The following is a 24733-nucleotide window of genomic DNA, read 5'->3' on the forward strand; positions in this document are numbered from 1 at the left end:
CTGTCTGCGTGCCGGGCCCGGATCTTCAGTAGCGGGGACAGGATTTGAACCTGCGACCTCTGGGTTATGAGCCCAGCGAGCTACCGAGCTGCTCCACCCCGCGTCGGTAAACACAACTGTACGGCATTCCGAGGGTGCCGTTGACCCATTGCTCCGGGCACCCCGCCGCGGCCGCACCTTGTTGCCGCCGCGGTGGCCGGTGCGTCGCAGGGTGCTCAGGCGGAGGCAGACCGTCTCGAAGCCGACGCCGAAGCGGGCGGAGCGCAGCTCGATGTCGTAGCGGACGGCCTCGGCCGCGATGTGGAAGACGGTGTACGGCATGAGCGGCGCCCCGGCGAAGTAGTTCGCGACGCCGAAGCGGGCGAGGGCGGACGACTCGGGCGAGGTCAGCTCGGCTGCGCAGTCCGCGAGTTCGTCCAGCAGCGGGCGCTGTTCCAGGAAGGCCGGCTGGATCGCGATCGTATGGCAGGGCGTTCACACCGGGCGTACCGTGAAAATCAGGGCGGGACACGGCATGTGAGGTTCTTGCGTGCACCGATCCGACTTGCCGGGAGGTCGCGGCATGACACGGGGTATCCGCAACACCATCGGACTGGTCCTGGCAGTGGTCGGTGCGGCCGCGGCGCTCTGGGCCCCCTTCCGCAACTGGTACGACGGGCGGCTCGGACACGACTTCCGGGTATGGGAGCTCTTCACCGGGGCCGGCATCACGGATTCGGGTGCGGGGCTGTTCGCGTCCATGTTTCTCCCCCTCTTCGTCGGCGCGCTGCTCACCGTTCTCGGGGTGGCGTTCAGATCGCGGTTCCTTGTCCTGATCGCGGGGATCGTCACGCTCGGATTCGCCGTCCTCTGGATGGTCCGGCAGGCACAGGCCCAGGGCAGCTTGACCGTCACGGGCGACAGCGACGGGCTCGGCAGCGGCGTGGGACTGGCCCTGCTCGGCGGTCTCCTCATGCTGATCGGCTCGGCCGTCATGAGCGGGCGTGAACACAGGGCGGTGCGCAGTGCGCGGCGGGAGCAGGAGGGGCGGACACAGGGCGCGCTGGACCGTGAGGACGCAGAGCGTCCCCGCACCGGGGGCGAGCACGCGTACGGCACGGCCGCCCGCACCGGCGCGGCCGGAGACGAGGCGGGCCACGCCGGTGCGACCGCGGCGCGACCCCGCACCGACGCCGGACCCGATCGGGACGCTTCGGTCGAGAGCGACTCGCCTCAGCGCTTCGTCCGCCGGTCTCCGGAGCAGACGTCGGCACCGCGCGGCCGGCCGGTTCCGGCGCGGGACGCCGGCGGCGGGGAGCCCGGACGGGGGGATACGGACCGGACGCAGTACGAGCAGAGCGACCGGGACACGGGAACCCGTCCGTCCGATCAGGACTCGCCGGGCAGGAGGTACCCGGACCGCGGAGACCAGCCGTAAGCCGCGCTGGTGCGTCATCTGCCCAGATCTGCGTACTCCGTCCGGATCCGGGTAGGTGACCCGTGTGCCGACGGATCTCCGCGGCACCTTCTGGGGCAGGGGAACCATCGCAATGCCGATATCCACGACGGCTCCGGCCACCGACGCGCCCCTCGTGGCGCTCCCGCAGATCCGCGACCCCGGCGAGGTGGCACCGAAGGACGCCCGCGCCCTCAGCTCGGTCTTCTTCGAACGGCTTCGGGTGCTGGAAGAGGGCACGCACGAGTACCAGTACGCGCGGAACACCCTGATCGAGATGAATCTGTCTCTGGTCCAATTCGCCGCGCGCCGGTTCCGCAACCGCGGCAGCGGCGAGATGGAGGAGATCGTCCAGGTCGGAACGGTCGGCCTGATCAAGGCGATCGACCGGTTCGACCTCAGCCGGGAAGTGGAGTTCACCTCTTTCGCCATCCCCTACATCGTGGGGGAGATCAAGCGGTTCTTCCGCGACGCCACCTGGGCGGTCCACGTCCCACGCCGCCTGCAAGAGCTGCGCGTCACCCTTGCGAAGACCAAGGAGGAACTCGCAGGACGGCTGGACCGGGATCCCACCGTCCAGGAACTCGCCCGCCATCTGGAGCTCAGCGAGGACGAGATCATCGAGGGTCTCGTCGCCTCGAACGGATACACCGCGGGGTCTTTGGACATGCCCGTCGGGAGCGAACGGGACAGCGCGTCGACCGTCACCTACGGCGACATCGAAGGGGACATCGATCCCGCCATCGAGATGTTCGAGGATCTCCATGCGCTGGCGCCCCTGCTCGAAGGCCTGAACGACCGCGACCGGTCCATCGTGGCCTTGCGCTTCGGCCAGGAGATGACCCAGTCCGAGATCGGCCGACAGCTCGGCCTCTCCCAGATGCACGTCTCCCGGCTCCTGACCCACCTCCTCGGCAGGCTCCGCACCGGGATGCTGGTGCACGGATGAATCCCGCAGAGTGAGCCTCACGTACCAGCAGGAGGCCCGCCGCCCCGCCGAGGGGCAGCTCCGATCCGGAGGAGTGCGGCCGAGGCCGCGCCCCTAGACCCATGAGTCAGCGACAGCGGTCACGTCCTCGGCTGTTCCGTTCCCACCACATCGCGGTGACCGCCCAACGGCTGCCCGGTGTCGGCCACGAGAGGTTCGTACTCATGACCGCAGAAGTCTCCGTCCGCCCCGAGCGGACCGCCGGGAGCGATTTCGCCCGGCTGTCCAAGAAAATCGTCGACCACGGCCTGATGGCCCGACGACCGCGCTACTACGCGGTCCGGATCGTGGCTGTGAGTTCCCTGTACGCCGCCGGCTGGACCGCGTTCGTCCTCGTCGGCGCTTCCTGGTGGAACCTGGCCGTCGCCGTCTTCCTGGCCGCGGTCTTCGGCCAGGTGGCGCTGCTGGCCCACGACATCGCCCACCGCCAGGTCTTCCGGCTGCGCAAGGCCAGCGAGAGGGCGGGGCGGGCCGCCGCGAACGTCGGCATCGGCATGGGGTACGGCTGGTGGCAGGACAAGCACACCCGCCACCACGCCAACCCCAACCACGAGACACTCGACCCCGACATCGAGCCCGATCTCCTGGTCTGGTCGCAGGACCAGGCCCGCTCGGCCAAGGGCCTGCCCCGGCTGATCGGCCGCTCGCAGGCGTACCTGTTCTTCCCTCTCCTCACCCTCGAAGCCTTCAACCTGCACGTGTCGGGCCTGCGGGCGCTGGCCGACCGTTCGCTCAAGCACCGGCTGCTGGAGGGGTCCCTGCTCGTGGCGCACTGCGCGGTCTACCTGACGGCGCTCTTCCTGTTGCTGCCGCCCGGCATGGCGATCGCCTTCCTCGCCGTCCACCAGGGCCTCTTCGGTCTGTACCTCGGCTCCGTCTTCGCCCCCAACCACAAGGGCATGCCGATCCGGACAGGCAACGACCGCCCGGACTTCCTGCGCCGCCAGGTTTTGACGTCACGCAACGTCAGCGGCAATTGGTTCACCGACATCGTCCTGGGCGGGCTGAACTACCAGATCGAGCACCATCTCTTCCCGAGCATGCCCAGCCCCAACTTGCGCAAGGCCCAGGTCGTCGTCCGGCGCTACTGCGAAGAGCTGGATGTCGCCTACCTGGAGACGAGCCTGATCACCTCCTATCGGCAAGCACTCCGCTGCCTCCACCAGGCAGGCGCTCCCCTGCGCCGGGCAGAGGCACGCCCCGCATGACCGGTGATCCCTCACCCCGCCCACGGGGCCGCACCCGCCGCACCCCCGCGACGCTCCCGCCGCGCTCGGCCGTAAGCCCCTGTCGCGAGCTTGAGGAGAGGCCCTCCCGCCGGGGGTCTGCGACGATGGTTGGCGTGGACGTGCGGAGCAGGAACCATGTCACGGTGACCGGGCGGACCGGCGCGCCGGTGGTGATGCTGGCGCACGGGTTCGGGTGCGACCAGAACATGTGGCGTCTGGTGGTGCCGAGGCTGGAGCAGCACTTCACCGTCGTCCTCTTCGACCATGTCGGCTCGGGAAACTCGCAGCTGTCTTCCTGGAGCCAGGACCGGTACGGATCGTTGGACGGCTACGTCGCCGATGTCCTGGAGGTCATCGGGGAGCTGGCTCTGGGGCCGGTCATGTTCGTGGGGCATTCGGTGAGCGCGATGATGGGCGTGCTGGCCGCCGCACGCGAGCCGGAGGCGTTCACCGGGCTGGTGCTGCTCGCACCGTCTCCCTGTTTCGTCGACGATCCCGCCACCGGGTACCGGGGTGGCTTCAGCGCCGCCGACGTCGATGAGCTGCTGGAGTCGCTGGACGCGAACTATCTCGGCTGGTCGGGTGCGATGGCACCGGTGATCATGGGCAACCCGGGGCGGCCCGAGCTGGGCGAGGAGCTGACGAACAGCTTCTGCCGCACGGATCCGCAGATCGCGCGGGTCTTCGCCCGGGTGACGTTCCTGTCCGACAACCGCGCCGACCTCGCGGCCGTGCGGGTGCCCACGCTGGTCGCCCAGTGCTCCAGCGATGCGATCGCACCGCCGGAGGTCGGCGCGTTCGTCCATGCCCGGATAGCGGGAAGCCGACTGGTCACACTGAACGCGACGGGGCACTGCCCTCAGCTGGCAGCCCCGGAAGAGACCGCGGCGGCGATCGCCGCGTTCGCCGGGACGACACGGTGATGTGCGAGACGGGCGGCGCGGCGGACAGCAAGGACCAGGCTCCGGTGGGTGAGGAGGCCCGCTTCTCCGAACTGCTGGAGGACAGTGCCGAGGACCTCTATGAGCACGCCCCGTGCGGCTACCTCTCCACCCTGCTGGACGGCCGGATCGCCAAGGCCAACGCGACACTGCTGGACTGGCTCGGCTACCAGCGCGGTGACCTGGTGGGCCGCATGGCCTTCTCCGACCTGCTGACCGTCGGCGGCCGGCTGTATCACGAGACCCACTTCGCCCCGCTGCTGCAGATGCAGGGCGCGATCAGCGGCATCGCCCTGGAACTCAAGGCGGCCGACGGCTCCCACCTGCCCGTCATGGTCACCTCGACAGTCAAGACCGGCACCGACGGGCAGCCCCTGCTGATCCGCACCACCCTCTTCGACGCCCGCGACCGCCGCGCCTACGAGACGGAACTGCTGCGGGCCCGCCGGGAAGCCGACCTGGAACGCGACCGCCTCAAGATCCTGAACACCACGCTTCAGAGAACCCTGCTGCCACCCACGCTGGCGAACGTGCCCGGCCTGGACGTCGCCGCGCACTACCACGTCGCCTCCGTCGACGAGGTCGGCGGCGACTTCTACGACCTGTTCCCCCTGGCCGCCGGCGCCTGGGGCCTGTTCCTGGGCGACGTGTGCGGCAAGGGCGCCGCCGCGGCCGCCGACACCTCCCTGGCCCGCTACACCCTGCGTGCCGCCGCCGTCTACGACCCGGACCCAGCCGCCGTACTCGCCAACCTCAACACCATCCTCAACCACGAGTATCAGGGCACCGATCCCCGCTTCTGCACCGTCGTCTTCGGCCGGCTCACCCCCGACCCCGACCGCGGTGGCTTCCGTATCACGCTGGCCAGCGGCGGCCACCCCCCTGCCCTGCTGATGCGCGCCGACGGGACCGCCGACTACCTGCCCACCCCCGGCGGGCAGCTCATCGGCGTCCTGCCCGACGCCCACATCGCCACCACCACCGTTCACCTCGCCCCCGGCGACACCCTGCTCCTCCACACGGACGGCCTCACCGAAGCCCGCACCACCGCCGCCGGGGGCGAGGACCGTTACGGCGACGACGCTCTCCTCGACTTCGGCCGCGCCCTCGCCCCCACCACCGCGTCGGACGCCATCGGCGCAGTCCGCGATCTGCTCCACGCCTTCGGCACCGGCGTGGACGACGACACCGCCGTCCTCGCCATCCACGTGCCCCGACCCCTCAGTGAAGAGCAGCAGTGACCCAGCACTTGACCCTCAGCACCCGCACCACCGCTGCCGGCACGGTCATGGAACTCACCGGGGAACTCGACCACCACACCGCGCCCCACATCCGCGACGCCCTCCCCGGGCTCGCCCTGCGCCCGGGGCAACAGCTCGTCATCGACCTCAAGGGCATCACCTTCTGCGACTCCAGCGGAATCACCGCCCTGATCGCCGCCCGCAACCACGCCCTGGCCGCCGACGCGGCCATCGCGCTGGCAGCCCTCCCCGAACACCTCGCCCGGATCATCCGTATCGTCGGCCTGGACCAGGTCTTCCCCGCCCACCCCACCGCACAGGACGCCGAACACGCCTGGCACGCCGCCTCGGAATGATCGCGCTCGTCCACACCGTGCGAGCGGCCGGTCATCCGCCCGCGGGGTACACCACCGCGGAGCGTGCGATCGACGCAGGAACCACATGGCGAAGCGCCTCCCCCCGGAGGGACCGGGTGGAGGCGCTTCTTCGCAGATGGCAGGCCTACGCCCTGCCCTGCTGCCGGTAGGCCGTGTGGGACTCGAACCCACAACCAACGGATTAAAAGTCCGCTGCTCTGACCAATTGAGCTAACGGCCCCTGCAACATCACCCCCCGAGCATAGCCCGCCCGGTCCCGGCAGCCGATCCGGTATCGGTCTTGGGCCCGCGTCGCGCCTGTTGCGGGGGTCCGTCGCGGACCCCGAGGGCCGGGTTCCGGGGGCGGGTTCCTGGGGTCGGGAACAGCAACAGGGCCCGTACGTCACCGAGTCGGTTCGGTGGCGTACGGGCCCTGCCGGTCTGTCAGGCGGACCTGCTCGGCCGGGTGTCGGCCGGGCGGGGGTCAGCCGTTGCGCTTCCAGCGCGGCTTGTCGTCGCGGCGGCCGAACGAGCCGGTGTTGGTGCCGGTGTTGGCGCCGCGGTGGTCGTCACGACGGCCGGTGGGGCGGTCGCCGCCGCCGGAGCGGAAGCCTCCCGAGGGGCGGTCGTCGCGACGGTCACGGTTGAACGGGCGGTCGCTGCCGCCGGAGCGGAAGCCACCGGAGGGGCGGTCGTCACGACGGTCACGGTTGAACGACGGGCGGTCGTTGTCACGACGCTCGAACGAACGGCCACCACGGTCGTCCCGACGGTCGCCACCGGAACGGAAGCCACCCGAGGGGCGGTCGTCACGGCGGTCGCGGTTGAAGGCGGGGCGGTCGTTGTCACGACGCTCGAAGGAACGGCCACCACGGTCGTCACGACGGTCGTTGCCACCGGAGCGGAAGCCACCCGAGGGGCGGTCGTCACGACGGTCGCGGAACGCCGGACGGTCGTTGTCACGACGCTCGAACGAACGGCCACCACGGTCGTCCCGACGGTCGCCACCGGAGCGGAAGCCACCCGACGAGCGGTCGTTGCCGCCGCGGTAGCCGCCACGGTCGCCACCGCGGTTGTCGCGGCGCTCGTAGTTGCCCCGCTCGTCGCGGCGCTGCTCGTCGCGGGCGGCCGGCTGCTCGGGGACGGAGACGGCTGCCACGAGGGCGGCCTCGGCCTCGGCGGCCACCTCGGCCACCGCGGCCTCCGGGTCGTCGCCCCGCTCGCGCGCGGCACGGGCGACCAGGCGGTCGGCCTCCTCGCGGAGCTCGACGGCGCGGCGCTGGACGCGCTCCAGCTGCTTCGTCAGGTCGGCGGCCTCGCGCTCGGCCTGCTTGGCGGCGTTGTTCGCGGAGTCGGCCTGGACCTCGGTGAGCGAACGGGCGCCGGTGATCTCGGCGACCTCCGGCTCGAAGACGCCCGCGCCCTGGACGATGTGGCGCGAGGCGTCGACGCCCGCGTCCTCCATCAGGCGGAAGATCTGGCGGCGCTGGTGCGGGAGCGCCAGCGAGACGACGACACCGGACTTGCCGGCGCGGGCGGTACGGCCCGAGCGGTGCAGGTAGTCCTTGTGGTCGCCGGCCGGGTCCACGTTCAGGACCAGGTCGATGCCGTCCACGTGGATGCCGCGGGCGGCGACGTCGGTCGCGACGAGCGCGTTGACGTAGCCCTTCTTGAAGTCCTCCAGGACCCGCGTACGGGCGCCCTGGGTCATGCCGCCGTGCAGCGCGTCGGCCTTCACACCGGACTCGATGAGCTGCTCGGCGATGCGGTCGGCGCCCAGCTGGGTGCGGACGAAGATGATGGTGCGGCCCTTGCGGGCGGCGATGGCGGCCGTGACCGGCGCCTTGTCCTTCGGCTTCACGACGAGGACGTGGTGCGACATGGTCGTGACGTTGCCCTGGGCGCTGTCGACCTCGTGCGTGACCGGGTTGGAGAGGTACCGCTTGACCAGCGTGCCGATCTCGTTCTCCATGGTGGCGGAGAAGAGCATCCGCTGACCGCCGGCCGGGACCTGGTCGAGCAGCTCGGTGACCTCGGGCAGGAAGCCCAGGTCCGACATCTGGTCGGCCTCGTCGAGGACGGCGACCTGGACGTCCTCCAGGGAGCAGGCGCCGCGGTTGATGATGTCGCGCAGCCGGCCCGGCGTGGCGACGAGGACGTCGACGCCGCGCTCCAGGGCGTAGATCTGGTTACCCATCGACGTACCGCCGCAGACGACCTTCATCTTGAGGCCGAGCACGTCGCCGTACGGCTGGAGGGCGTCCGCGACCTGCATCGCGAGCTCACGGGTCGGGGTGAGGATGACGGCGCGGGGCTTCTTCTTCTCGGTGCGGCCGCCGGCGAGTGCGGCGAGGGTCGGCAGACCGAAGGAGAGGGTCTTGCCGGAGCCCGTACGGCCACGGCCGAGGATGTCCTTGCCGGCCAGGGCGTCCGGGATGGTCGCGGCCTGGATCGGGAAGGGGGTGGTGACGCCGTTCTGCGCGAGCTTGCGGACGATGCCCTCGGGCAGGCCCAGGTCGCCGAAGGTGACGGTCGGCTCGGCGGGGGCGTCGGACGCCTCGGCCTCGGGGGCCTCGTCGGACGCCTCGGCGGAGGCGTCGGCCCGCGCGTCGGTGTCCTGCTGGTCGGTGTCCTGCTGGTCGGCGACGAAGTCCGCGACGGACTTCTCGACGACGGGCTTCTCGGCGACGGCTGCCTTCTCGGCGGCCGGGGCGGTCGTACCGGCGGGGGCCTCGGTCACAGCGGACTCGACCAGCTCGGCGAGCTGGTCGTTGTCGATGTTCTCGGGCATGACGGTGCGGTCAGAACTGGAAATTGACATGCGAAATGCGAAACCTTCCGGAGTCTCGGCACGCGCCCATAACTCCGTGATTCGCAATTTCGACCGCCTCAATGCGGTCCAGCCACGGCAAGGGAGAGTACGCGCCACACGGCGCTCTTCTGTGTCGGCGCCGGGCAATGGGATCAAACGATCTACCACCATACGCACTCTCACCCACATTGCGCAAACCAGCCCGGTCGGCCCCCCGGTTACACCGGCCCCACCTGCGGCGATGCCTCCGGGGTCCGCAGCGGCGCGACCGTCTCCGGTCCGCCCATGCCCTGCGCCCGCAGGTGCGCGGCGGGCGAGGCCGAGGGGGGCGGCTCCGGCGGATCGGTGGGCTCAGGCTCGGGCTCCGGGTCCGGGGCGGGCGGCGGCGGGGCCGGCGGCTCCGGGGTGGCCGGCGGCGGCTCCCCCGGCCCCGGGGTCGACGGCGTAGGAGGCGGCTGCACCCCGTCGCCACGGGTGGGCTGCTCGGGGGCGGCCGGCTCGGGGCGCGCGCCCTTCTTCGGGGTGACCGACGGCGCGGCACCGGAAGCGTCGGGGCTGGGGCCGTTCCCGGGGACGCCCCGGTCCGAGTGGGGGTGGGCGCCCCCACCGCGGCCCCCGGTCAGCCCGGAGCCGGGAACCGTGTCCCCGGCCGGATCGGCGGCGGAGCCCTTGGAACCGGCGGACCGTGAGGGCCCGGGCCCTCCGGCGCCGTCCTCGCCGACGCTCATACAGCCGGTGGACGCGGCGATCGTCAGCGCGGTGACGGCTGCCCAGCGGGCAGGGGCGGACAACTGGCGCACGAGTGGCACCTCCGGGGCGAGGGAGCGGAAGCGTGGCGAGGGGTGGAGCCCGCGACGCCGGAGCGAGGCTTCGCACCGTGCCCAACTCCCGCGACCCCGCCGGAGACACGCCCGAAACGCCACCGGCCCGCACCGGCCCGCGCCGACCCACGTGCCACCCGCCGAAGTCACACGCCGAACCCGACCCACGTGCCACCCGCCGAAGCCGGCCCGCATGCCACCCGCCGAAGCCACCCGCCGAAGCCGGCCCGCATGCCACCCGCCGAAGCCGGCCCGCATGCCACCCGCCGAAGCCACCCGCCGAACCCGACCCACGTGCCACCCGCCGAAGCCGCCCCGGCCCCGCTACCCCCCGAACCCGCCCGTCACCTCCGCGCCCAGGAACACCGCGCCCAGCCCCGCCAGCAGCGACCCCAGCACATTGGCCGCGGCCAGGAAGGTCCGGCCCGTCTCGGCCAGGCGGAGGGTCTCGTACGAGAACGTCGAGTACGTCGTCAGCGCCCCGCACAGGCCCGTCGCCAGTAGGGCATGCGCCGGGGAGGACACCGCGGCGCCGGTCAGCAGGCCGAGCAGCAGGCTGCCCGCGGTGTTCGCTGCGAAGGTGCCCCAGGGGAAGACGTACGGGACGCGCGGCCCCTGGTGCGCCTGCACCGCGCGGTCGGTCAGATAGCGCAGGGGCGCGCCCACCGCCCCGCCGATCGCCACCAGCAGCCAGTTCACGCGGCCCGCCCCTCGCCGCTCACGCTCCGGTCCAGCCAGGCCCGCGTCGCCACCGCCGCCGCCCACACCGACCCGAGCGCGGCCACCGCCGTCACCGCCGCGTACGCCATGGCGGTCAGGACCTCCTGACGCACCAGCAGGTCCGAGACGCCGGCGGCGTACGTCGAGAAGGTCGTGAAGCCGCCGAGCACACCGACGCCGAGGAAGGGCCGTACCAGCGGGTGGGTCACCCGGCCCCGCTCGACGGCGAGCACCATCAGCACGCCGATCAGGGCGCAGCCGCTCACGTTGACGACGAACACCGTCCACGGGAAGCCGGCCGCGGGCGTCGGCCACAGCACCAGGGCCGCGTAGCGGGCGAGGGCTCCGAGTGCGCCGCCCGCCGCGACCGCCGCCAGCACCCGGCTCTGCGGGGCGGCGGGCGGGCCCGGCTCCGGCAGCTCCTCCGGGGCCTGCTCGCTCACCCGTAGCCCAGGGCGTGCAGCCGCTCGTCGTCGATGCCGAAGTGGTGGGCGATCTCGTGGACCACGGTGATCTCGGTCTCCGCGACGACGTCCTCCTGCGTCTCGCACATCCGCAGCGTCGGGCCCCGGTAGATGGTGATCCGGTCCGGCAGCACTCCGGCGTACCACTCGCCGCGGTCGGTGAGCGGGGTGCCCTCGTAGAGCCCGAGCAGGTCGGGGTCGCCGGGGTCGGGTTCGTCCTCGACGAACACCGCCACGTTGTCCATCAGCCGTGTCAGCTCCGGCGGAATCCGGTCCAGAGCCTGGCTCACCAGCTCCTCGAACTGTTCGCGCGTCATCTCCAGCACCCGGCCATTGTCCCGTACGGGGGCCGGGTGCGGGCAGATGGCCACCGCCCGGCATCGCGGGGACCGGGCCCGTACGGACGCATGACCGGTGCCGTCGCCCGGCATGGCGCAGGCCGTACCGGGGCATACGGGCCCAATGGTCCGCGTCCCGTTCCGTGCCGCAGCCGACCGCGTCCGGCACCGCCTCAGCCAGCTCGTCCGCCCGACGCCCGGCGCCCGACCGGGGCGCACCCCGGCCGGCTCCCGCACGCCCCGCACGCCCCGCACCTCCGGCACGCCCCGCATCTCCCGTACCGGCGCCGCGGCCCCCGGCGACCTGGCCGCCCCCGTCCGCCGCCCGTACCTCCGCGCCCTCGGCATGCTCGCCGTCGTCGTGCTGGGGGCCTGGCTGGGGCTGCTCGCCGTGGGGTCCATCCGTACGCCGGTCGGCCCCATGGACACCGACATGACGCTGCGCCCCTCCCTCACCGGCGGCAGCAAGATCAACGTGTCCCCGCTCGGCGCCCTGGAGCTGGACTCGCACATCGCGCCACTGAGGCTCGACGTGGACGTGGACCGCCTCGACCCCGAACGCTCCCAGGCCCTGGTCGACCAGCCGGAACGGTTCTCCACCCTCCAGGACGAGGTCGCCCGGGACGTCGCCGCCGGCACCCGGGAGCTGGCCGTACGCTCCTGCGTCGCCGTCGTCTCCGGCGCGACCGCGCTCGGCCTCGTCGTCTACCGCCGCCCCCGCCGCGCCCTGGCCGCCGGCGGGCTCGCGCTCACCCTGCTGGCCGCGTCCGGCGTCAGCGCGTACGCCACCTGGAACCCGAAGTCCGTCCTGGAGCCGAAGTTCTCCGGGCTGCTCTCCAGCGCCCCGTCCCTGGTCGGCGACGCCCGCTCGATCGTCACCGAGTTCGACATCTACCAGCAGGAGCTGGCCCGCCTGGTCACCAACGTCACCAAGCTGTACGACGCGACCTCCACGCTCCCCGTCTACCAGCCCGACCCCGGCACCATCCGGGTCCTGCACGTCTCCGACATCCACCTCAACCCGGCCGCCTGGCACATCATCGCCTCGCTCGTCGAGCAGTACGAGATCGACGTGATCATCGACTCCGGCGACACGATGGACCACGGCTCCGCCCCCGAGAACGGCTTCCTCGACCCGGTCCGCGACCTCGGCGCGCCCTACGTCTGGGTGCGCGGCAACCACGACTCCCCGGTCACCCAGGCCTACCTGAAGAAGTTCAAGAACGTCCGCGTCCTCGATGACGGCAAGGCCGTGAACGTCGGCGGGCTGCGGATCGCGGGCACCGGCGACGCCTCCTTCACCCCGGACCGGACCGGCCCCGGCGGCAACAAGGAGGCCGCCCGGCTGGAGGGCATGCGGCTGGCCACCGCGCTGCGCGACCAGGAACGGGCGGGCACGCCGGCCGACATCGCCGTCGCCCACGACCCGAACACCGCCCGGGAGACCGACGGCACGGTCCCGCTGGTGCTGTCCGGCCACCTCCACCGCCGGATCAACGAACAGCTGAAGCTCGGCACCCGGCTGAAGGTCGAGGGCTCCACGGGTGGCGGCGGGCTGCGCGCCGTGCAGAACGAGAAGCCCGAGAAGGTGCACGCCTCGGTGCTCTACATGGACCGCTCCACCCGCCGGCTCCAGGCCTGGGACGAGATCACGCTCGGCGGCCTCGGACTGACGACCGCCGAGGTCAGCCGCCATCTCCCGGAGGAGAACCTGAAGAAGGACGCCCCCGGCTCACCCTCTCCCAGCCCGTCCCCGACGGGCTCCGGGACGCGCCCGACCCCATCCCCGTAAACCGTTTTGGCGATAGCTCCACCCATCCCATATGCTTCTCACGTCCCCGACGCGCTGCAAAGCGAACCGGCGGGCCAATAGCCCTCATCGTCTAGTGGCCCAGGACGCCGCCCTTTCAAGGCGGTAGCACGGGTTCGAATCCCGTTGGGGGCACGTTTCACCGTGTGCGAGACTTGTTTCGCACATTGCTTGGTCCTGTGGAGCAGTTTGGAGTGCTCGCCACCCTGTCAAGGTGGAGGCCGCGGGTTCAAATCCCGTCAGGACCGCTTGCAGCCCCAGCGGCTGCGTGGCTGGGTAGCTCAGTTGGTACGAGCGATCGCCTGAAAAGCGATAGGTCGCCGGTTCGATCCCGGCCCCAGCCACTTCACGAAGGCCCCGTCCACCGGACGGGGCCTTCGCCGTGTCACACCTTCTCCGTCTCCTCCGTCTCCGTCTGCTCCTCCTGCTCCGCCGGTACGTCCGCGCCGCGCCGGCGCCAGGCCCGTACGCCCAGGACAAGCAGCGCCACCAGCACCACCGCGACCAGCGCCACCCCGTCCGGCACCCGTTCGCCGAGCTTCTGGGCCCACTGCTCGACCGCGAACGAGTCGTCGACCCCCAGCAGCCCGGGCAGCGCGGTCGTCCCGTCGTAGACGAGGAACAGCGCGCCGAGGCCGATGAAGAACAGGCCCGACAGCAGCGACGTGGTGTGCAGCTCGAACCGGCCGAGGCGGACGGTCCGGCCGCGCAACCAGGTCCGGCGGCCGAGGTCGAAGCGTTCCCAGAGCAGGGCGAGCACGAAGAGCGGTACGGCCATCCCGAGCGCGTACACCGCCAGCAGCAGCCCGCCGTAGACCGGGCTGCCGCTGACCGCTGCGACGGTCAGGACGCTGCCGAGGATCGGGCCCGCGCAGAAGCCGGCCAGTCCGTAGACCGCGCCGAGCGCGTAGACGGAGAACGCGGTGGTGGGGCGGATCCGGCCGCTGAGGGCCGCGATCCGCCGGGACGCGAAGCCGAGACCGACGATCTGCGCGACGCCGAGCGCGATGATCAGCCAGCCCGCGCCCGTGACGAGGGCGTCGCGATGGCCGTAGAACAGCCGCCCGGCGTACGAACCGGCCGCGCCGAGCGGGACGAGGGTGGTGGCGAGCCCGGCGTAGAAGATGCCGGTACGGGCCAGCAGCCGGGAGGTGGAGTCGATGGAGTACGCGAAGAAGGCCGGCAGCAGCAGCGCGCTGCACGGGCTGACCAGGGCGAGCAGCCCGCCGAGGAAGGCCGCGAAGTAGCCGATGTCCGCCGTCACTTGGCGGGCTCCCCGGCGTCGTTGCCCGCGTTGCCGGTGGTCTTCGCCTTCGCCTGCTCGGCGGCGGTCTCGATGGCCTGCGCGAACGTCTCGTCGGGCTGGGCGCCCGCGATCGGGCGGCCGTTGATCAGGAACGACGGGGTGGACGTGGCGCCGATCCCGTACGCCTGCTCCTGGTCCTTCTTGACCGCCGCACGGGCCGCGTCGCCGTCGAGGTCCTTCATGAACCGGTCCAGGTCCTTCACCCCCGCCTCGTCGGCGAGCGCCTTGACCCGGTCCTTGCCGAAGCCCTTCTCCTTCGCCCCCTCGGCGTAGGCGGCACCGTGGAACTCCCAGAAGCGGTCCTGCTGCCCGGCGGCCCAGGCGGCCCGGGCGGCGGTCTCGGACTCCTCGCCGAAGATCGGGAAGTTGCGCCACTCGATACGCAGCGTGCCGTCCTCGACGTACTTCTCGATCAGCTCCGGCTCGGTGTCCCGGGCGAACTTGCCGCAGTAGCCGCACTTGAAGTCGGCGTACTCGATCAGGACGACCGGGGCGTCCGCCCGGCCGATGGCCAGTTTGTCGTCCGCGTCCCGGCGGGCGAGCTTCGCCAGCTCCGGGTAGACGCCCTCGTTCGGGTCGGCAGAGACCTCGGCGGCGGGGCCGGTGGCGGTGGTGTCCTTCGAGGTGTCGTCGGGGGAGGTGGCCTTGTACGAGGCGAAGCCGAGGAGCCCGGCCGCGAGGACGACCACCGCGCCGTAGACGAGGGGCTTGCGGGAGGGCTTCGAAGGCGTGGCGGCGGGCTTCTTGGGCGTGGGCATGCGGCACTCCGTGCTGATGGTGCGGAAGGAGAAAGGTCAGGGTGCGGGGCGGCGGGTGCCCGCCTAGACCCGCAGCACGGAGAGTTCGACCGGGGTCGGTGTGTACGGAGCCGGGGCGGCGGCCCGTATCCCCGGCGGCGGCTCGGCCGACAGCGCGCCCGTCGCGGCGGGCAGCCCCCACGGAGCGAGGCCCGGCACATGGTCGTGGGCGGTCCGGGCTCGGGAGGGGACGGCGGGCTCGCCGTCGTGATCGCGGAGCTTCCCGCAGCCGGGGACCGGGGTTCCCGCGTCGGGGGCCTCGGCCACGGAGGCCGATGCCTGATCATGAGCGGCGGAGAACGCGGCCGAGGCGGAAGGCGCGGAGATCCCGGGCGCGGAGGCCCCAGGGGCGGAGGCCTCGAAGGCCTGAGCGGAGGCCCCGGACGCGGAGGCCCGGGCGGTAGCCGAAGGCGCGGAGGCCTCGAAGGCCTGAGCGGAGCCCCCGGACGCGGAGGCCCCCGGCACAGCGGCCCCCGCCCTGGCGGCCGCGAACGCCGCCGGTCCGCACAGCAGCCCCAGCACCACCGCGAGCAGCGCCGTCAGGCTCCACCACTGCGTACGGGACACGGGACCGGGCCTTTCTCGCGCGAGCGGCGGGGACGGGGACGGGGGCGGGGCGTTCGACTGCCCGAAATGGTACGTGCCGCGTGACGCAGTCCGCGCGAAATGAGGTCGCCACTGGCCGGGCCCGGGTGAGATCCTGGGATCCGTATGTCTACTTCCTTCGCCGATCTCCAGTCCCAGCTCGGACAGCTCTCGCTCCGTGACGCGAACCGGCTCGGCCGGCGTCTCGAAGGAGCGCGCCGCATCCGCAAGCCCGAGGCCCGCCAGTCCGTGCTGGACGAGATCGCGGCCGAGGCGGGCAAGGCGGCCGAGCGGCTCGCTGCGCGCGCGGCCCGGCTGCCGGCCCTGTCGTACCCGGAAGAGCTGCCGGTCAGCCAGAAGAAGGACGAGATCCTGGAGGCGATACGCGACCACCAGGTCGTGATCGTCGCCGGGGAGACCGGATCCGGCAAGACCACGCAGATCCCGAAGATCTGCATGGAGCTGGGGCGCGGCGTCCGGGGCATGATCGGGCACACCCAGCCCCGCCGGATCGCCGCCCGTACGGTCGCGGAGCGCGTCGCGGACGAGCTGAAGACGCCGCTCGGCGAGACCGTCGGCTGGAAGGTCCGCTTCACCGATCAGGTGAACCCGGAGTCGACGTATCTGAAGCTGATGACGGACGGCATCCTGCTCGCCGAGATCCAGACGGACCGCGAGCTGCTGGCGTACGACACGATCATCATCGACGAGGCCCACGAGCGGTCGCTGAACATCGACTTCCTCCTCGGCTATCTGGCCCGGCTGCTGCCGAAGCGCCCGGATCTGAAGGTCGTCATCACCTCGGCGACCATCGACCCGGAGCGGTTCGCACGCCACTTCGGCGAGGCGCCGATCGTGGAGGTCAGCGGGCGGACGTATCCGGTGGAGGTGCGGTATCGGCCCCTCCTGGAGGGGGCCGACGAAGACACAGCGGACTCCGACCGCGACCAGATCACCGCGATCTGCGACGCCGTCGACGAGCTGGGCCACGAGGCCCCCGGCGACGTCCTGGTCTTCCTCTCCGGCGAGCGCGAGATCCGGGACACGGCGGACGCGCTGAACAAGCGGAACCTCAGACACACCGAGGTGCTCCCCCTCTACGCCCGCCTCTCGCACGCCGAGCAGCACCGCGTCTTCCAGCGCCACACCGGACGCCGCATCGTCCTGGCGACCAACGTGGCCGAGACCTCGCTGACCGTCCCCGGCATCAAGTACGTGATCGACCCGGGCAATGCCCGTATCTCCCGCTACAGCCACCGCACCAAGGTCCAGCGGCTGCCCATCGAGCGGATCTCCCAGGCCAGCGCCAACCAGCGCAAGGGCCGCTGCGGCCGTACGTCGGACGGCATCTGCATCCGGCTGTACTCGGAGGACGACTTCGTCACCCGGCCGGAGTTCACCGACCCCGAGATCCTGCGGACCAACCTGGCCTCCGTCATCCTCCAGATGACCGCGGCCGGGCTCGGCGACATCGAGAAGTTCCCCTTCATCGACCCGCCGGACCACCGCAACATCCGCGACGGCGTGCAGCTCCTCCAGGAGCTCGGCGCGCTCGACCCGGCCGAGAAGGATTCGAAGAAGCGGCTCACCCCGCTCGGCCGCAAGCTCTCCCAGCTGCCCGTCGACCCCCGCCTGGCCCGCATGGTCATCGAGGCCGACAAGAACGGCTGCGCCCGCGAGGTCATGGTCATCGCCGCCGCGCTCTCCATCCAGGACCCGCGCGAGCGGCCCCAGGAGAAGCAGACGCAGGCCGACCAGAACCACGCCCGGTTCAAGGACGAGACGTCCGACTTCCTGGCGTACCTGAATCTCTGGGCCTACGTCCGCGAGCAGCAGAAGGAGCGCGGCTCGTCCTCGTTCCGCCGGATGTGCAAGCAGGAGTACCTGAACTTCCTGCGCATCCGCGAATGGCAGGACATCTACGCGCAACTGCGGACGGTCGCCAAGCAGATGGGCATCACCGTCGAGGAGCCCAAGGCGGAGGCGTCGATCCCCGAGCAGGCGGTGCACACCTCGCTGCTGGCCGGGCTGCTGTCGCACATCGGGCTGAAGGACACCGAGAAGAACGAGTACCTGGGCGCGCGCAGCGCCAAGTTCGCGATCTTCCCCGGCTCCGCGCTGTTCAAGAAGCAGCCCCGGTTCCTGATGTCGGCGGAGCTGGTGGAGACCTCCCGGCTCTGGGCGCGGGTCAACGCCAAGGTCGAGCCCGAGTGGATCGAGCCGCTGGCCGGGCATCTGCTGAAGCGCACCTACAGCGAGCCGCACTGGGAGAAGGACCAGGCGGCGGTGATGGCGTACGAGCGGGTCACCCTCTACGGCGTGCCGATCGTCGCCCAGCGCAAGGTCAATTTCGGACGTATCGACCAGGAGGCTTCGCGGGACCTGTTCATCCGCAACGCTCTGGTCGAGGGCGACTGGCGCACCCACCACCAGTTCTTCCACGACAACCGCAAACTGCTCGGCGAAGTCGAGGAGTTGGAGCACCGCGCCCGCCGCCGCGACATCCTCGTGGACGACGAGACGCTGTTCGACTTCTACGACCAGCGGATTCCCGAGCACATCGTGTCCGGGGCGCACTTCGACTCCTGGTGGAAGCAGAAGAAGCGCGAGGAGCCGGACGCGCTCGACTTCGAGCGTTCCATGCTGATCAACGAGAAGGCCGGGGCCGTCACCAAGGACGACTACCCGGACTCCTGGCGGCAGGGGAAGCTCAAGTTCAAGGTGACGTACCAGTTCGAGCCCGGTGCGGACGCGGACGGCGTGACCGTGCACGTACCGCTCCAGGTGCTCAACCAGGTCACCTCCGAGGGCTTCGACTGGCAGATCCCGGGGCTGCGCGAGGAGGTTGTCACCGAGCTGATCCGCTCGCTGCCGAAGCCGATCCGCCGGCACTACGTCCCCGCGCCGAACTACGCGGACAAGTTCCTGGACCGGGCCGTCCCGCTCCAGGAGCCGCTGCCGTTCACCCTGGCGCGCGAGCTCCAGCGGATGGTCGGCGTGCCGGTCACCGCGGACGACTTCGACCTCTCCCGCGTCCCGGACCACCTGAAGATCACGTTCCGGATCGTCGACGAGCGGCGGCGGAAGGTCGCCGAGGACAAGGACCTGGAGGCGCTGAAGCTCCAGCTGCGCCCGAAGGCCCGCCAGGCGCTCTCCAAGGCCGCCGCGGCGACTGCGGGGCCCTCCGGCGAGTCCATCGAGCGCTCGGGCCTCACGGACTGGACGATCGGCACGCTCAACAAGGTCTTCGAGACGCGTCGCGCCGGGCAGCCGGTCAAGGCGTACCCGGCCCTCGTCGACCAGGGCGACACCGTCGCCGTACGCCTCTTCGACACCGAGGCCGAGCAGCAGCAGGCGATGTGGCGCGGCACCCGGCGGCTGATCATGCTGAACATCCCGGTCAACCCGGCGAAGTTCGCATCGGACCGGCTGAGCAATCAGCAGAAGCTCGCGCTGTCCCGTAATCCGCACGGCTCGGTGCAGGCCCTCTTCGAGGACTGCGCGACCGCAGCCGCCGACCGGTTGATCGCCGCGCACGGAGGGCCCGCGTGGGACGAGAAGGCGTTCCGGACGCTGTACGACAAGGTGCGCGCGGACCTGGTGGACCTGACCGTCCGCACGATCGACCAGGTGCAGCAGATCCTGGCCGCGTGGCAGGCCTGCGAGCGCCGGCTGAAGTCGACGAACAGCCTGACGCTGGTGGCCAACGTCACCGACGTACGGGAGCAGCTGGCCAGACTCGTACCGTCCGGTTTCGTTACGGCCACCGGACTGCGCCGGCTGCCGGACCTGATGCGCTACCTCGTGGCGGCCGACCGGCGGCTCCAGCAGATGCCCACGGCCGTGCAGCGGGACACCACGCGGATGGCGAAGGTCCACGAGATGCAGGACGAGTACGCCTGGCTGCTCGAACAGCTCCCGCAGGGCAGGCCGGTGCCGCAGGAGGTGCTGGACGTCCGCTGGATGATCGAGGAGCTGCGGGTCAGCTACTTCGCCCACGCGCTGGGCACCGCGTTCCCCGTCTCGGACAAGCGGATCGTGAAGGCGATCGACGCCCTGGCTCCCTGAGCCGGGGCTCGGTCCGGAGGCCCGGGAGGCGGTGACGGAGTCACCACCAGGAGTGAAGTCGACCTGGACCTCCCACCTCCTGTACAGTCTGGTTTCGCAGCAAGCCGCAAGGCAAGCAGCGAAAACCTGGTCCTGTGGAGCAGTTTGGAGTGCTCGCCACCCTGTCAAGGTGGAGGCCGCGGGTTCAAATCCCGTCAGGACCGCAGTAGAAGAAAGCCCGGATCGTTTCGATCCGGGCTTTCTCGCGTCCTGCCCCGCGTCTTGACGGCTCCATCCGCCGCGGGTACCCCGTAGAAGCAGAGGCCGTCCCCGCACCCTCGGCGCTTCTCTCGGCGGGGGACGGCCGGGCTGACCGGGAGGTGGCTCGTATGTCCGCGTCCGCAGCACGACACGAGACCCGCGCGCTGCTGCGCGCCCACCTGGCGGCCGCTTCCGCCTATCGCCATCTCACCCGGCACTGCGCGGTCTGCCACCGCCTCCTGCGGCTCGCCATGGAGCCCGGGACGGCCGCCGGAGAGGGCCCCGGGGCGGCCGCCGGGGAGGGCGAAGCGGCCCAGGCCGCCCCGACCCCCTCCGATGCCCCCCAGGACGCCACCGGGCGGCCGGCCGGGAACGAGGACGAAAGACCCCCGCCGACACGACCATCGGCCGGGTGACTCCGCGTTCCGACAGTGGCAGGCTCGAAGTTGGCAAGCATCAGGTGATGTGACGGTAGTCACCGAAAGAGTTTTCAGACCGGGGGATTTTACGCCTCCCCTACAACTGGTGAATTTAATATGTGCAATTGCACGGGGTCGGTGGACTCGCGAGGACCGTTCCGTCCGGGGCTGTCCCACCGCGTCCGGGACGCTCACCCACACTCCCGCACAGACCCGCTCACAGACCCACGAACGCCCCCGCCGACCCGCTGAAGCCGACCGACCGCCCGGTTCTGGATCGGCTCCGGCCCGGCGCGGGAGCGACCCGGGGAGCACCGCCCAGAGGCCGTCGGGGGCGGCCGGAGAGACCACGCCCCGGGGTCGCCCGGGGCATAAAAAAGATCGCGCTGGACCCGGCGGAGTCCAGCGCGATCGATACGACGACACCCGTGGAACACGGGTATGACGCCCGTTGGGGCAGGCGTCCGTCGAGTGGAGCTATGGGTGGGCGGCTGGGGTTGGGGGACCTGGCAGCTGCCCGGATGCAATGCGGTGGTGCGGTACTGCTGTTCTGCTGTTATTGCTGCGTGGCAGGGGTGTGTCAGGCCTCGCTGCGCTGCTGCGGAATACCCGCAAGCAGTGCGCGGACCTCTGCCTCGCGGTACCGGCGATGTCCACCGAGCGTGCGGATGGACGTGAGCTTGCCAGCCTTGGCCCAACGGGTGACCGTCTTCGGGTCCACGCGGAACATCGTGGCAACCTCAGCCGGGGTCAGCAGCGGCTCGGCATCAGGGGTGCGAGCGGTCATGAGCGGCCTCCTCGGGAGAACCGAACCTTCTCGGTTCTTTCCTCTAAATTCTGCACCTTGACCCGCGTTGCCCGAAATGGCGGACGCGGGCCGAGTCGGTTATAGGACGAACGGCTTGTCCTCGGCACTACAACTACACCATCCGTCCAGCCACGTCGGCCAAACCGATGGAATTGCCCTCCCAGGTGTTCATCAGCGACGGAAGCCGATGGACCATGCCATAGCGGACAGTCACGCCCCAGTGACGATCAGTCACAGAGCGATCAGGAGTCGTCAGACCCCCCATAGCATGCAATGTCGAGCATCCTGCCCTTACTTGGACAGAAGGAGCCCTCCCCGGACTCCTTGTCCTATTTTGGCATGAGGAGTAGGGATAGGCGCAAGGGCCCCGTTAGTGCTGTCCATCACGCTTGAGTCAAAGGCCCGGTTCGGGACGTAGGTCCCGGGCTCAGCCGCGTACGCTTCCGCCTCACGCGTCCCATGAGACCTCACGCGTCACACGGAACACCGGTTCACGGCACGCCCGTTCCCGTTTCCCCCTCCTCCCTCCGGCTCACGCCCCGGCCTGTCGTCCTGGATGAAGGATGCCCCGGTTCCGTCACCTTGATGCCGCTGTGGGCCTTTTCACGTCAATTGGTGAACTGGTCAATTGGTGAACTGGAGGTCCCGTACGGCCCGCCAGCGCTCCGCGAGCCGGGCGTACGCCGCGCTCGCGCCCTCGCTGTCGCCGTCCCGCAGCGCGGTGAGCCCCTCGGCCACGTCCGCCGCCGACCGGTCCCCGGCGAGCCGTTCCGCCGGCAGCGCGTGCACGAGGCCCCCGTAGTCCAGCTCGACCAGGGAGCGCGGATGGAACTCCTCCAGCCAGCGCCCCACGTCCACCAGGCCCTCGGTCAGCGGGCCCTCGGGAACGGTCTCGCGCAGCGTCCGCAGCGCCCGTGCCAGCCGGCGCCGGGCCTCGACCATCGGGGTCCGGTAGCGCAGGACGGGCCCGGCCCCCTCCCCGTCCGCCGGCGCGTACTCCCGCTCCTCGTCGAGGAAGAGGACGAACCAGCGCACCGGGACCTGCCACACCGTGGTGCGGATCCACGGCCGCGCGTCCGGGTGGAGCCGCTGCCAGCGCTCGTGGTCCGCCGCCGCCTGGCCGCGCACCACCGCCGGGAGCACGGCGTCGAGCACGTTGGCCGGAAACATCTCCCCCAGCTCCTCCAAGGCCAGCCAGCCCCGGAGCCGGGTCCGCCACGGGCAGACGCACACCACCCCGTCCAGCTCCGCCACGAACGCGTCGCCGCTCTCGTGCACGGGCACCCCGACCGGCGGCGTAGACGCCAAGTCGGCCAGCGAGCGGCGCAGTTCGTCCTGGGCCGTGGGGAGGTCGTCGCGGAGCGCGTAGCGCGCCCAGTGACTCCGCTCGGGCTCGGCGAATGCGGCGAGCGGCTCGTAGACCCGGAGGTAGGACGTGTAAGGGACGAGCACCGAAGACACCACCGACATGGAGCGCATCGTGTCACGGCCGATCACCCACAGGGGGTGATCCTCCGCACGGGGGCAGATCCAGGCGGCCGGAGGACTTACGCTCTTGCCCATCGGACCGGCCGTGCCGGTCGGTCCGGGGTCCTCCCCACCCCTAGGAGGGCCTCCGCCGCTTCGTGTTATTTGGGAGTCACCACAGTGACCGATGTGACCAGCGGGCACGTAGACGTACTGCAGACCCTGTTCCACTCGGATCAGGGAGGCCACGAGCAAGTCGTGATCTGCCAGGACCGTGCCACCGGCCTCAAGGCCGTCATCGCCCTCCACTCCACCGCCCTCGGCCCCGGCCTCGGCGGCACCCGCTTCTACCCGTACGCCACCGAGGCCGAGGCCGTCGCCGACGCGCTGAACCTGTCGCGCGGGATGTCGTACAAGAACGCCCTCGCCGGGCTCGACCACGGGGGCGGCAAGGCCGTCATCATCGGCGACCCGGAGAAGATCAAGAGCGAGGAACTCCTCCTCGCCTACGGCCGGTTCGTCGCCTCGCTCGGCGGCCGCTACGTCACCGCCTGCGACGTCGGCACCTATGTCGCCGACATGGACGTCGTCGCCCGGGAGTGCCGCTGGACCACCGGCCGCTCTTCCGAGAACGGCGGCGCGGGCGACTCCTCGGTGCTCACCGCGTTCGGCGTCTTCCAGGGCATGCGGGCCTCGGCCCAGCACCTGTGGGGCGACCCGACGCTGCGCGGCCGCAAGGTCGGCGTCGCCGGGGTCGGCAAGGTCGGCCGCCACCTCGTCGAGCACCTGCTCTCCGACGGAGCCGAGGTCGTGATCACCGACGTCCGCGAGGAGTCGCTGCGCACGATCACCGATCTGCACCCCGAGGTCACCGTGGCGGCGGACACCGACGCACTGATCCGCACCGAGGGCCTGGACGTCTACGCGCCGTGCGCGCTCGGCGGCGCGCTGAACGACGACACCGTCCCCGTGCTCACCGCGAAGGTGGTGTGCGGCGCGGCCAACAACCAGCTGGCGCACCCGGGTGTGGAGAAGGACCTGGCCGACCGGTCGGTTCTCTACGCCCCCGACTACGTGGTCAACGCCGGTGGCGTGATCCAGGTGGCCGACGAGCTGCACGGGTTCGACTTCGACCGGTGCAAGGCGAAGGCGACGAAGATCTTCGACACCACGCTGGAAATATTCGCACGTGCGAAGGCGGACGGGATTCCGCCGGCCGCGGCGGCGGACCGGCTGGCCGAGCAGCGGATGGCGGAGGCGCGCACCCGCTGACCGCGCATCGGGGTACGACCCGGCGGCCGGCGAGACAAGACTCACGCCGGTCGGCGGGTCGTACCTCCACAAGAGGTTAAAATCGCAGTTGACCAGCGAGGACGGGGCTCCTCACTGGCCCTGTGCCGGGGACCGGAATGCGGGCGGCGTACCGTATGGCCACGGAAGCAGGTACCGTTAAAGCTCTACGGGCGCGGTCTCTCTGCCGAGAGTCCGTCCTGAAACATGAACGCGTGTCAAGACTCTGGGGCCGTCGAGCCCCGTCACCGAGGGGGTCGAGCCATGGGGCGCGGCCGGGCAAAGGCCAAGCAGACCAAGGTCGCCCGCCAGCTGAAGTACAGCAGCGGCGGGACAGACCTGTCGCGTCTGGCCAATGAGCTGGGCGCATCGCCTTCGAGTCAGCCACCGAACGCAGAGCCGTTCGAGGACGACGACGAGGAAGATGACCCGTACGCACAGTACGCGGATCGCTACAACCAGGACGATGACGACGATCAGGACGACCAGTCCGGTCCGTCGTCACAGCGCCGCGGCGCTTGACCTCGCGCTGACACTTCAACCCGGTCCGGGCCTGCCCCGGGCCGGGTTCTGTGTGTCCCGGTCCGGGCTGGGTTTC

General features: G+C 71.0%; 21 protein-coding genes, 6 tRNA genes and 1 pseudogene. 15 read left to right on the forward strand and 13 right to left on the reverse strand.

The window, feature by feature from the left end; all coding sequences use genetic code 11:
• Nucleotides 1-29: 29 nt before the first annotated feature.
• A tRNA-Met gene (locus tag ACFWM7_RS08985) sits at nt 30-103 on the reverse strand.
• A gap of 122 nt (nt 104-225) precedes the next feature.
• A pseudogene (locus ACFWM7_RS08990) lies at nt 226-459 on the reverse strand (ImmA/IrrE family metallo-endopeptidase); the annotation flags it as partial.
• Between the two features lie 103 nt (nt 460-562).
• Between ACFWM7_RS08990 and ACFWM7_RS08995 the strand changes: the two are divergent.
• From ACFWM7_RS08995 to ACFWM7_RS09020, 6 genes are all read left to right on the forward strand, one after another.
• Nucleotides 563-1417 (forward strand): hypothetical protein, encoded by an 855-nt coding sequence (locus ACFWM7_RS08995; protein WP_383256961.1) that lies wholly within the window; start codon nt 563-565, stop codon nt 1415-1417.
• A gap of 112 nt (nt 1418-1529) precedes the next feature.
• A complete protein-coding gene (locus ACFWM7_RS09000) occupies nt 1530-2384 on the forward strand; it encodes a SigB/SigF/SigG family RNA polymerase sigma factor (RefSeq protein ID WP_383256966.1) in 855 nt (284 codons plus the stop codon).
• Between the two features lie 203 nt (nt 2385-2587).
• On the forward strand, nt 2588-3631 hold the full coding sequence (locus ACFWM7_RS09005; protein ID WP_383256969.1) for a fatty acid desaturase family protein: 1044 nt from the start codon (nt 2588-2590) through the stop codon (nt 3629-3631).
• A gap of 134 nt (nt 3632-3765) precedes the next feature.
• Complete coding sequence (locus tag ACFWM7_RS09010) at nt 3766-4575, forward strand: alpha/beta fold hydrolase (protein ID WP_383256970.1); 810 nt, start codon at nt 3766-3768, stop codon at nt 4573-4575.
• The gene (locus ACFWM7_RS09015) at nt 4575-5834 is read left to right on the forward strand and encodes a PP2C family protein-serine/threonine phosphatase (protein WP_383256973.1); all 1260 of its coding nucleotides are present in this window, start codon (nt 4575-4577) and stop codon (nt 5832-5834) included. Before ACFWM7_RS09010 ends, ACFWM7_RS09015 begins: the two co-directional genes overlap by 1 nt.
• Nucleotides 5831-6190 (forward strand): STAS domain-containing protein, encoded by a 360-nt coding sequence (locus ACFWM7_RS09020; RefSeq protein ID WP_383256976.1) that lies wholly within the window; start codon nt 5831-5833, stop codon nt 6188-6190. Before ACFWM7_RS09015 ends, ACFWM7_RS09020 begins: the two co-directional genes overlap by 4 nt.
• A gap of 167 nt (nt 6191-6357) precedes the next feature.
• Here ACFWM7_RS09020 and ACFWM7_RS09025 read toward each other — a convergent pair.
• From ACFWM7_RS09025 to ACFWM7_RS09050, 6 genes are all read right to left on the reverse strand, one after another.
• Nucleotides 6358-6431: transfer RNA gene (locus tag ACFWM7_RS09025), tRNA-Lys, on the reverse strand.
• A gap of 243 nt (nt 6432-6674) precedes the next feature.
• Entirely contained in the window at nt 6675-8981 is a 2307-nt protein-coding gene (locus ACFWM7_RS09030; protein ID WP_383257043.1) for a DEAD/DEAH box helicase, read from the reverse strand.
• A gap of 239 nt (nt 8982-9220) precedes the next feature.
• On the reverse strand, nt 9221-9802 hold the full coding sequence (locus tag ACFWM7_RS09035) for a hypothetical protein (RefSeq protein ID WP_383256979.1): 582 nt from the start codon (nt 9800-9802) through the stop codon (nt 9221-9223).
• A 345-nt stretch (nt 9803-10147) separates the two neighbouring features.
• Nucleotides 10148-10522: a fluoride efflux transporter CrcB gene (gene crcB, locus ACFWM7_RS09040; RefSeq protein ID WP_383256982.1), complete on the reverse strand. Its 375-nt coding sequence runs from the start codon at nt 10520-10522 to the stop codon at nt 10148-10150.
• Entirely contained in the window at nt 10519-10986 is a 468-nt protein-coding gene (locus ACFWM7_RS09045; RefSeq protein WP_383256985.1) for a CrcB family protein, read from the reverse strand. Before ACFWM7_RS09045 ends, crcB begins: the two co-directional genes overlap by 4 nt.
• The gene (locus tag ACFWM7_RS09050; protein WP_006125792.1) at nt 10983-11333 is read right to left on the reverse strand and encodes a metallopeptidase family protein; all 351 of its coding nucleotides are present in this window, start codon (nt 11331-11333) and stop codon (nt 10983-10985) included. Before ACFWM7_RS09050 ends, ACFWM7_RS09045 begins: the two co-directional genes overlap by 4 nt.
• A gap of 136 nt (nt 11334-11469) precedes the next feature.
• Here ACFWM7_RS09050 and ACFWM7_RS09055 point away from each other — a divergent pair, with 136 nt between their 5' ends.
• The 4 genes from ACFWM7_RS09055 (at nt 11470) to ACFWM7_RS09070 (ending at nt 13499) form a co-directional block, all read left to right on the forward strand.
• Entirely contained in the window at nt 11470-13137 is a 1668-nt protein-coding gene (locus tag ACFWM7_RS09055; protein WP_383256988.1) for a metallophosphoesterase, read from the forward strand.
• Between the two features lie 80 nt (nt 13138-13217).
• Nucleotides 13218-13290: transfer RNA gene (locus ACFWM7_RS09060), tRNA-Glu, on the forward strand.
• Between the two features lie 38 nt (nt 13291-13328).
• Nucleotides 13329-13403, forward strand: a tRNA-Asp gene (locus ACFWM7_RS09065).
• A gap of 22 nt (nt 13404-13425) precedes the next feature.
• Nucleotides 13426-13499, forward strand: a tRNA-Phe gene (locus ACFWM7_RS09070).
• Between the two features lie 41 nt (nt 13500-13540).
• Here ACFWM7_RS09070 and ACFWM7_RS09075 read toward each other — a convergent pair.
• From ACFWM7_RS09075 to ACFWM7_RS09085, 3 genes are all read right to left on the reverse strand, one after another.
• Nucleotides 13541-14419, reverse strand: a complete 879-nt coding sequence (locus ACFWM7_RS09075) for a cytochrome c biogenesis CcdA family protein (protein ID WP_383256991.1) — start codon at nt 14417-14419, stop codon at nt 13541-13543.
• The gene (locus ACFWM7_RS09080) at nt 14416-15219 is read right to left on the reverse strand and encodes a DsbA family protein (protein WP_383256994.1); all 804 of its coding nucleotides are present in this window, start codon (nt 15217-15219) and stop codon (nt 14416-14418) included. Before ACFWM7_RS09080 ends, ACFWM7_RS09075 begins: the two co-directional genes overlap by 4 nt.
• A gap of 63 nt (nt 15220-15282) precedes the next feature.
• A complete protein-coding gene (locus tag ACFWM7_RS09085; RefSeq protein WP_383256997.1) occupies nt 15283-15825 on the reverse strand; it encodes a hypothetical protein in 543 nt (180 codons plus the stop codon).
• A 144-nt stretch (nt 15826-15969) separates the two neighbouring features.
• Here ACFWM7_RS09085 and hrpA point away from each other — a divergent pair, with 144 nt between their 5' ends.
• The 3 genes from hrpA (at nt 15970) to ACFWM7_RS09100 (ending at nt 20567) form a co-directional block, all read left to right on the forward strand.
• On the forward strand, nt 15970-19911 hold the full coding sequence (gene hrpA / locus ACFWM7_RS09090) for an ATP-dependent RNA helicase HrpA (protein ID WP_383257000.1): 3942 nt from the start codon (nt 15970-15972) through the stop codon (nt 19909-19911).
• A gap of 128 nt (nt 19912-20039) precedes the next feature.
• Nucleotides 20040-20114, forward strand: a tRNA-Asp gene (locus tag ACFWM7_RS09095).
• Nucleotides 20115-20279: 165 nt separating this feature from the next.
• The gene (locus tag ACFWM7_RS09100; protein ID WP_383257002.1) at nt 20280-20567 is read left to right on the forward strand and encodes a DUF6274 family protein; all 288 of its coding nucleotides are present in this window, start codon (nt 20280-20282) and stop codon (nt 20565-20567) included.
• Between the two features lie 583 nt (nt 20568-21150).
• Here ACFWM7_RS09100 and bldC read toward each other — a convergent pair.
• Together bldC and ACFWM7_RS09110 are read right to left on the reverse strand one after the other, a co-directional pair.
• Complete coding sequence (gene bldC, locus ACFWM7_RS09105; RefSeq protein WP_003949541.1) at nt 21151-21357, reverse strand: developmental transcriptional regulator BldC; 207 nt, start codon at nt 21355-21357, stop codon at nt 21151-21153.
• Nucleotides 21358-22002: 645 nt separating this feature from the next.
• The gene (locus ACFWM7_RS09110) at nt 22003-22848 is read right to left on the reverse strand and encodes a hypothetical protein (protein WP_383257005.1); all 846 of its coding nucleotides are present in this window, start codon (nt 22846-22848) and stop codon (nt 22003-22005) included.
• A gap of 177 nt (nt 22849-23025) precedes the next feature.
• Between ACFWM7_RS09110 and ACFWM7_RS09115 the strand changes: the two genes are divergently transcribed.
• A complete protein-coding gene (locus ACFWM7_RS09115; RefSeq protein ID WP_383257007.1) occupies nt 23026-24117 on the forward strand; it encodes a Leu/Phe/Val dehydrogenase in 1092 nt (363 codons plus the stop codon).
• A gap of 282 nt (nt 24118-24399) precedes the next feature.
• Nucleotides 24400-24657, forward strand: coding sequence for a DUF3073 domain-containing protein (locus tag ACFWM7_RS09120; RefSeq protein WP_006125824.1), 258 nt, complete (start codon nt 24400-24402; stop codon nt 24655-24657).
• Nucleotides 24658-24733 lie beyond the last annotated feature (76 nt).

Origin of the sequence: Streptomyces sp. NPDC058375, assembly GCF_042723425.1 — a bacterium.
GTDB lineage: Bacteria > Actinomycetota > Actinomycetes > Streptomycetales > Streptomycetaceae > Streptomyces > Streptomyces durocortorensis.

Bases quoted from the DNA above. Each gene is read 5' to 3' on its own strand.
- ACFWM7_RS08995 (WP_383256961.1), top strand. From the start codon at position 563: ATGACACGGGGTATCCGCAACACCATCGGACTGGTCCTGGCAGTGGTC.
- ACFWM7_RS09000 (WP_383256966.1), top strand. From the start codon at position 1,530: ATGCCGATATCCACGACGGCTCCGGCCACCGACGCGCCCCTCGTGGCG.
- ACFWM7_RS09005 (WP_383256969.1), top strand. From the start codon at position 2,588: ATGACCGCAGAAGTCTCCGTCCGCCCCGAGCGGACCGCCGGGAGCGAT.
- ACFWM7_RS09015 (WP_383256973.1), top strand. From the start codon at position 4,575: ATGTGCGAGACGGGCGGCGCGGCGGACAGCAAGGACCAGGCTCCGGTG.
- ACFWM7_RS09030 (WP_383257043.1), bottom strand. From the start codon at position 8,981: ATGCCCGAGAACATCGACAACGACCAGCTCGCCGAGCTGGTCGAGTCC.
- ACFWM7_RS09055 (WP_383256988.1), top strand. From the start codon at position 11,470: ATGGTCCGCGTCCCGTTCCGTGCCGCAGCCGACCGCGTCCGGCACCGC.
- ACFWM7_RS09080 (WP_383256994.1), bottom strand. From the start codon at position 15,219: ATGCCCACGCCCAAGAAGCCCGCCGCCACGCCTTCGAAGCCCTCCCGC.
- hrpA (WP_383257000.1), top strand. From the start codon at position 15,970: ATGTCTACTTCCTTCGCCGATCTCCAGTCCCAGCTCGGACAGCTCTCG.
- ACFWM7_RS09100 (WP_383257002.1), top strand. From the start codon at position 20,280: ATGTCCGCGTCCGCAGCACGACACGAGACCCGCGCGCTGCTGCGCGCC.
- bldC (WP_003949541.1), bottom strand. From the start codon at position 21,357: ATGACCGCTCGCACCCCTGATGCCGAGCCGCTGCTGACCCCGGCTGAG.
- ACFWM7_RS09110 (WP_383257005.1), bottom strand. From the start codon at position 22,848: ATGTCGGTGGTGTCTTCGGTGCTCGTCCCTTACACGTCCTACCTCCGG.
- ACFWM7_RS09120 (WP_006125824.1), top strand. From the start codon at position 24,400: ATGGGGCGCGGCCGGGCAAAGGCCAAGCAGACCAAGGTCGCCCGCCAG.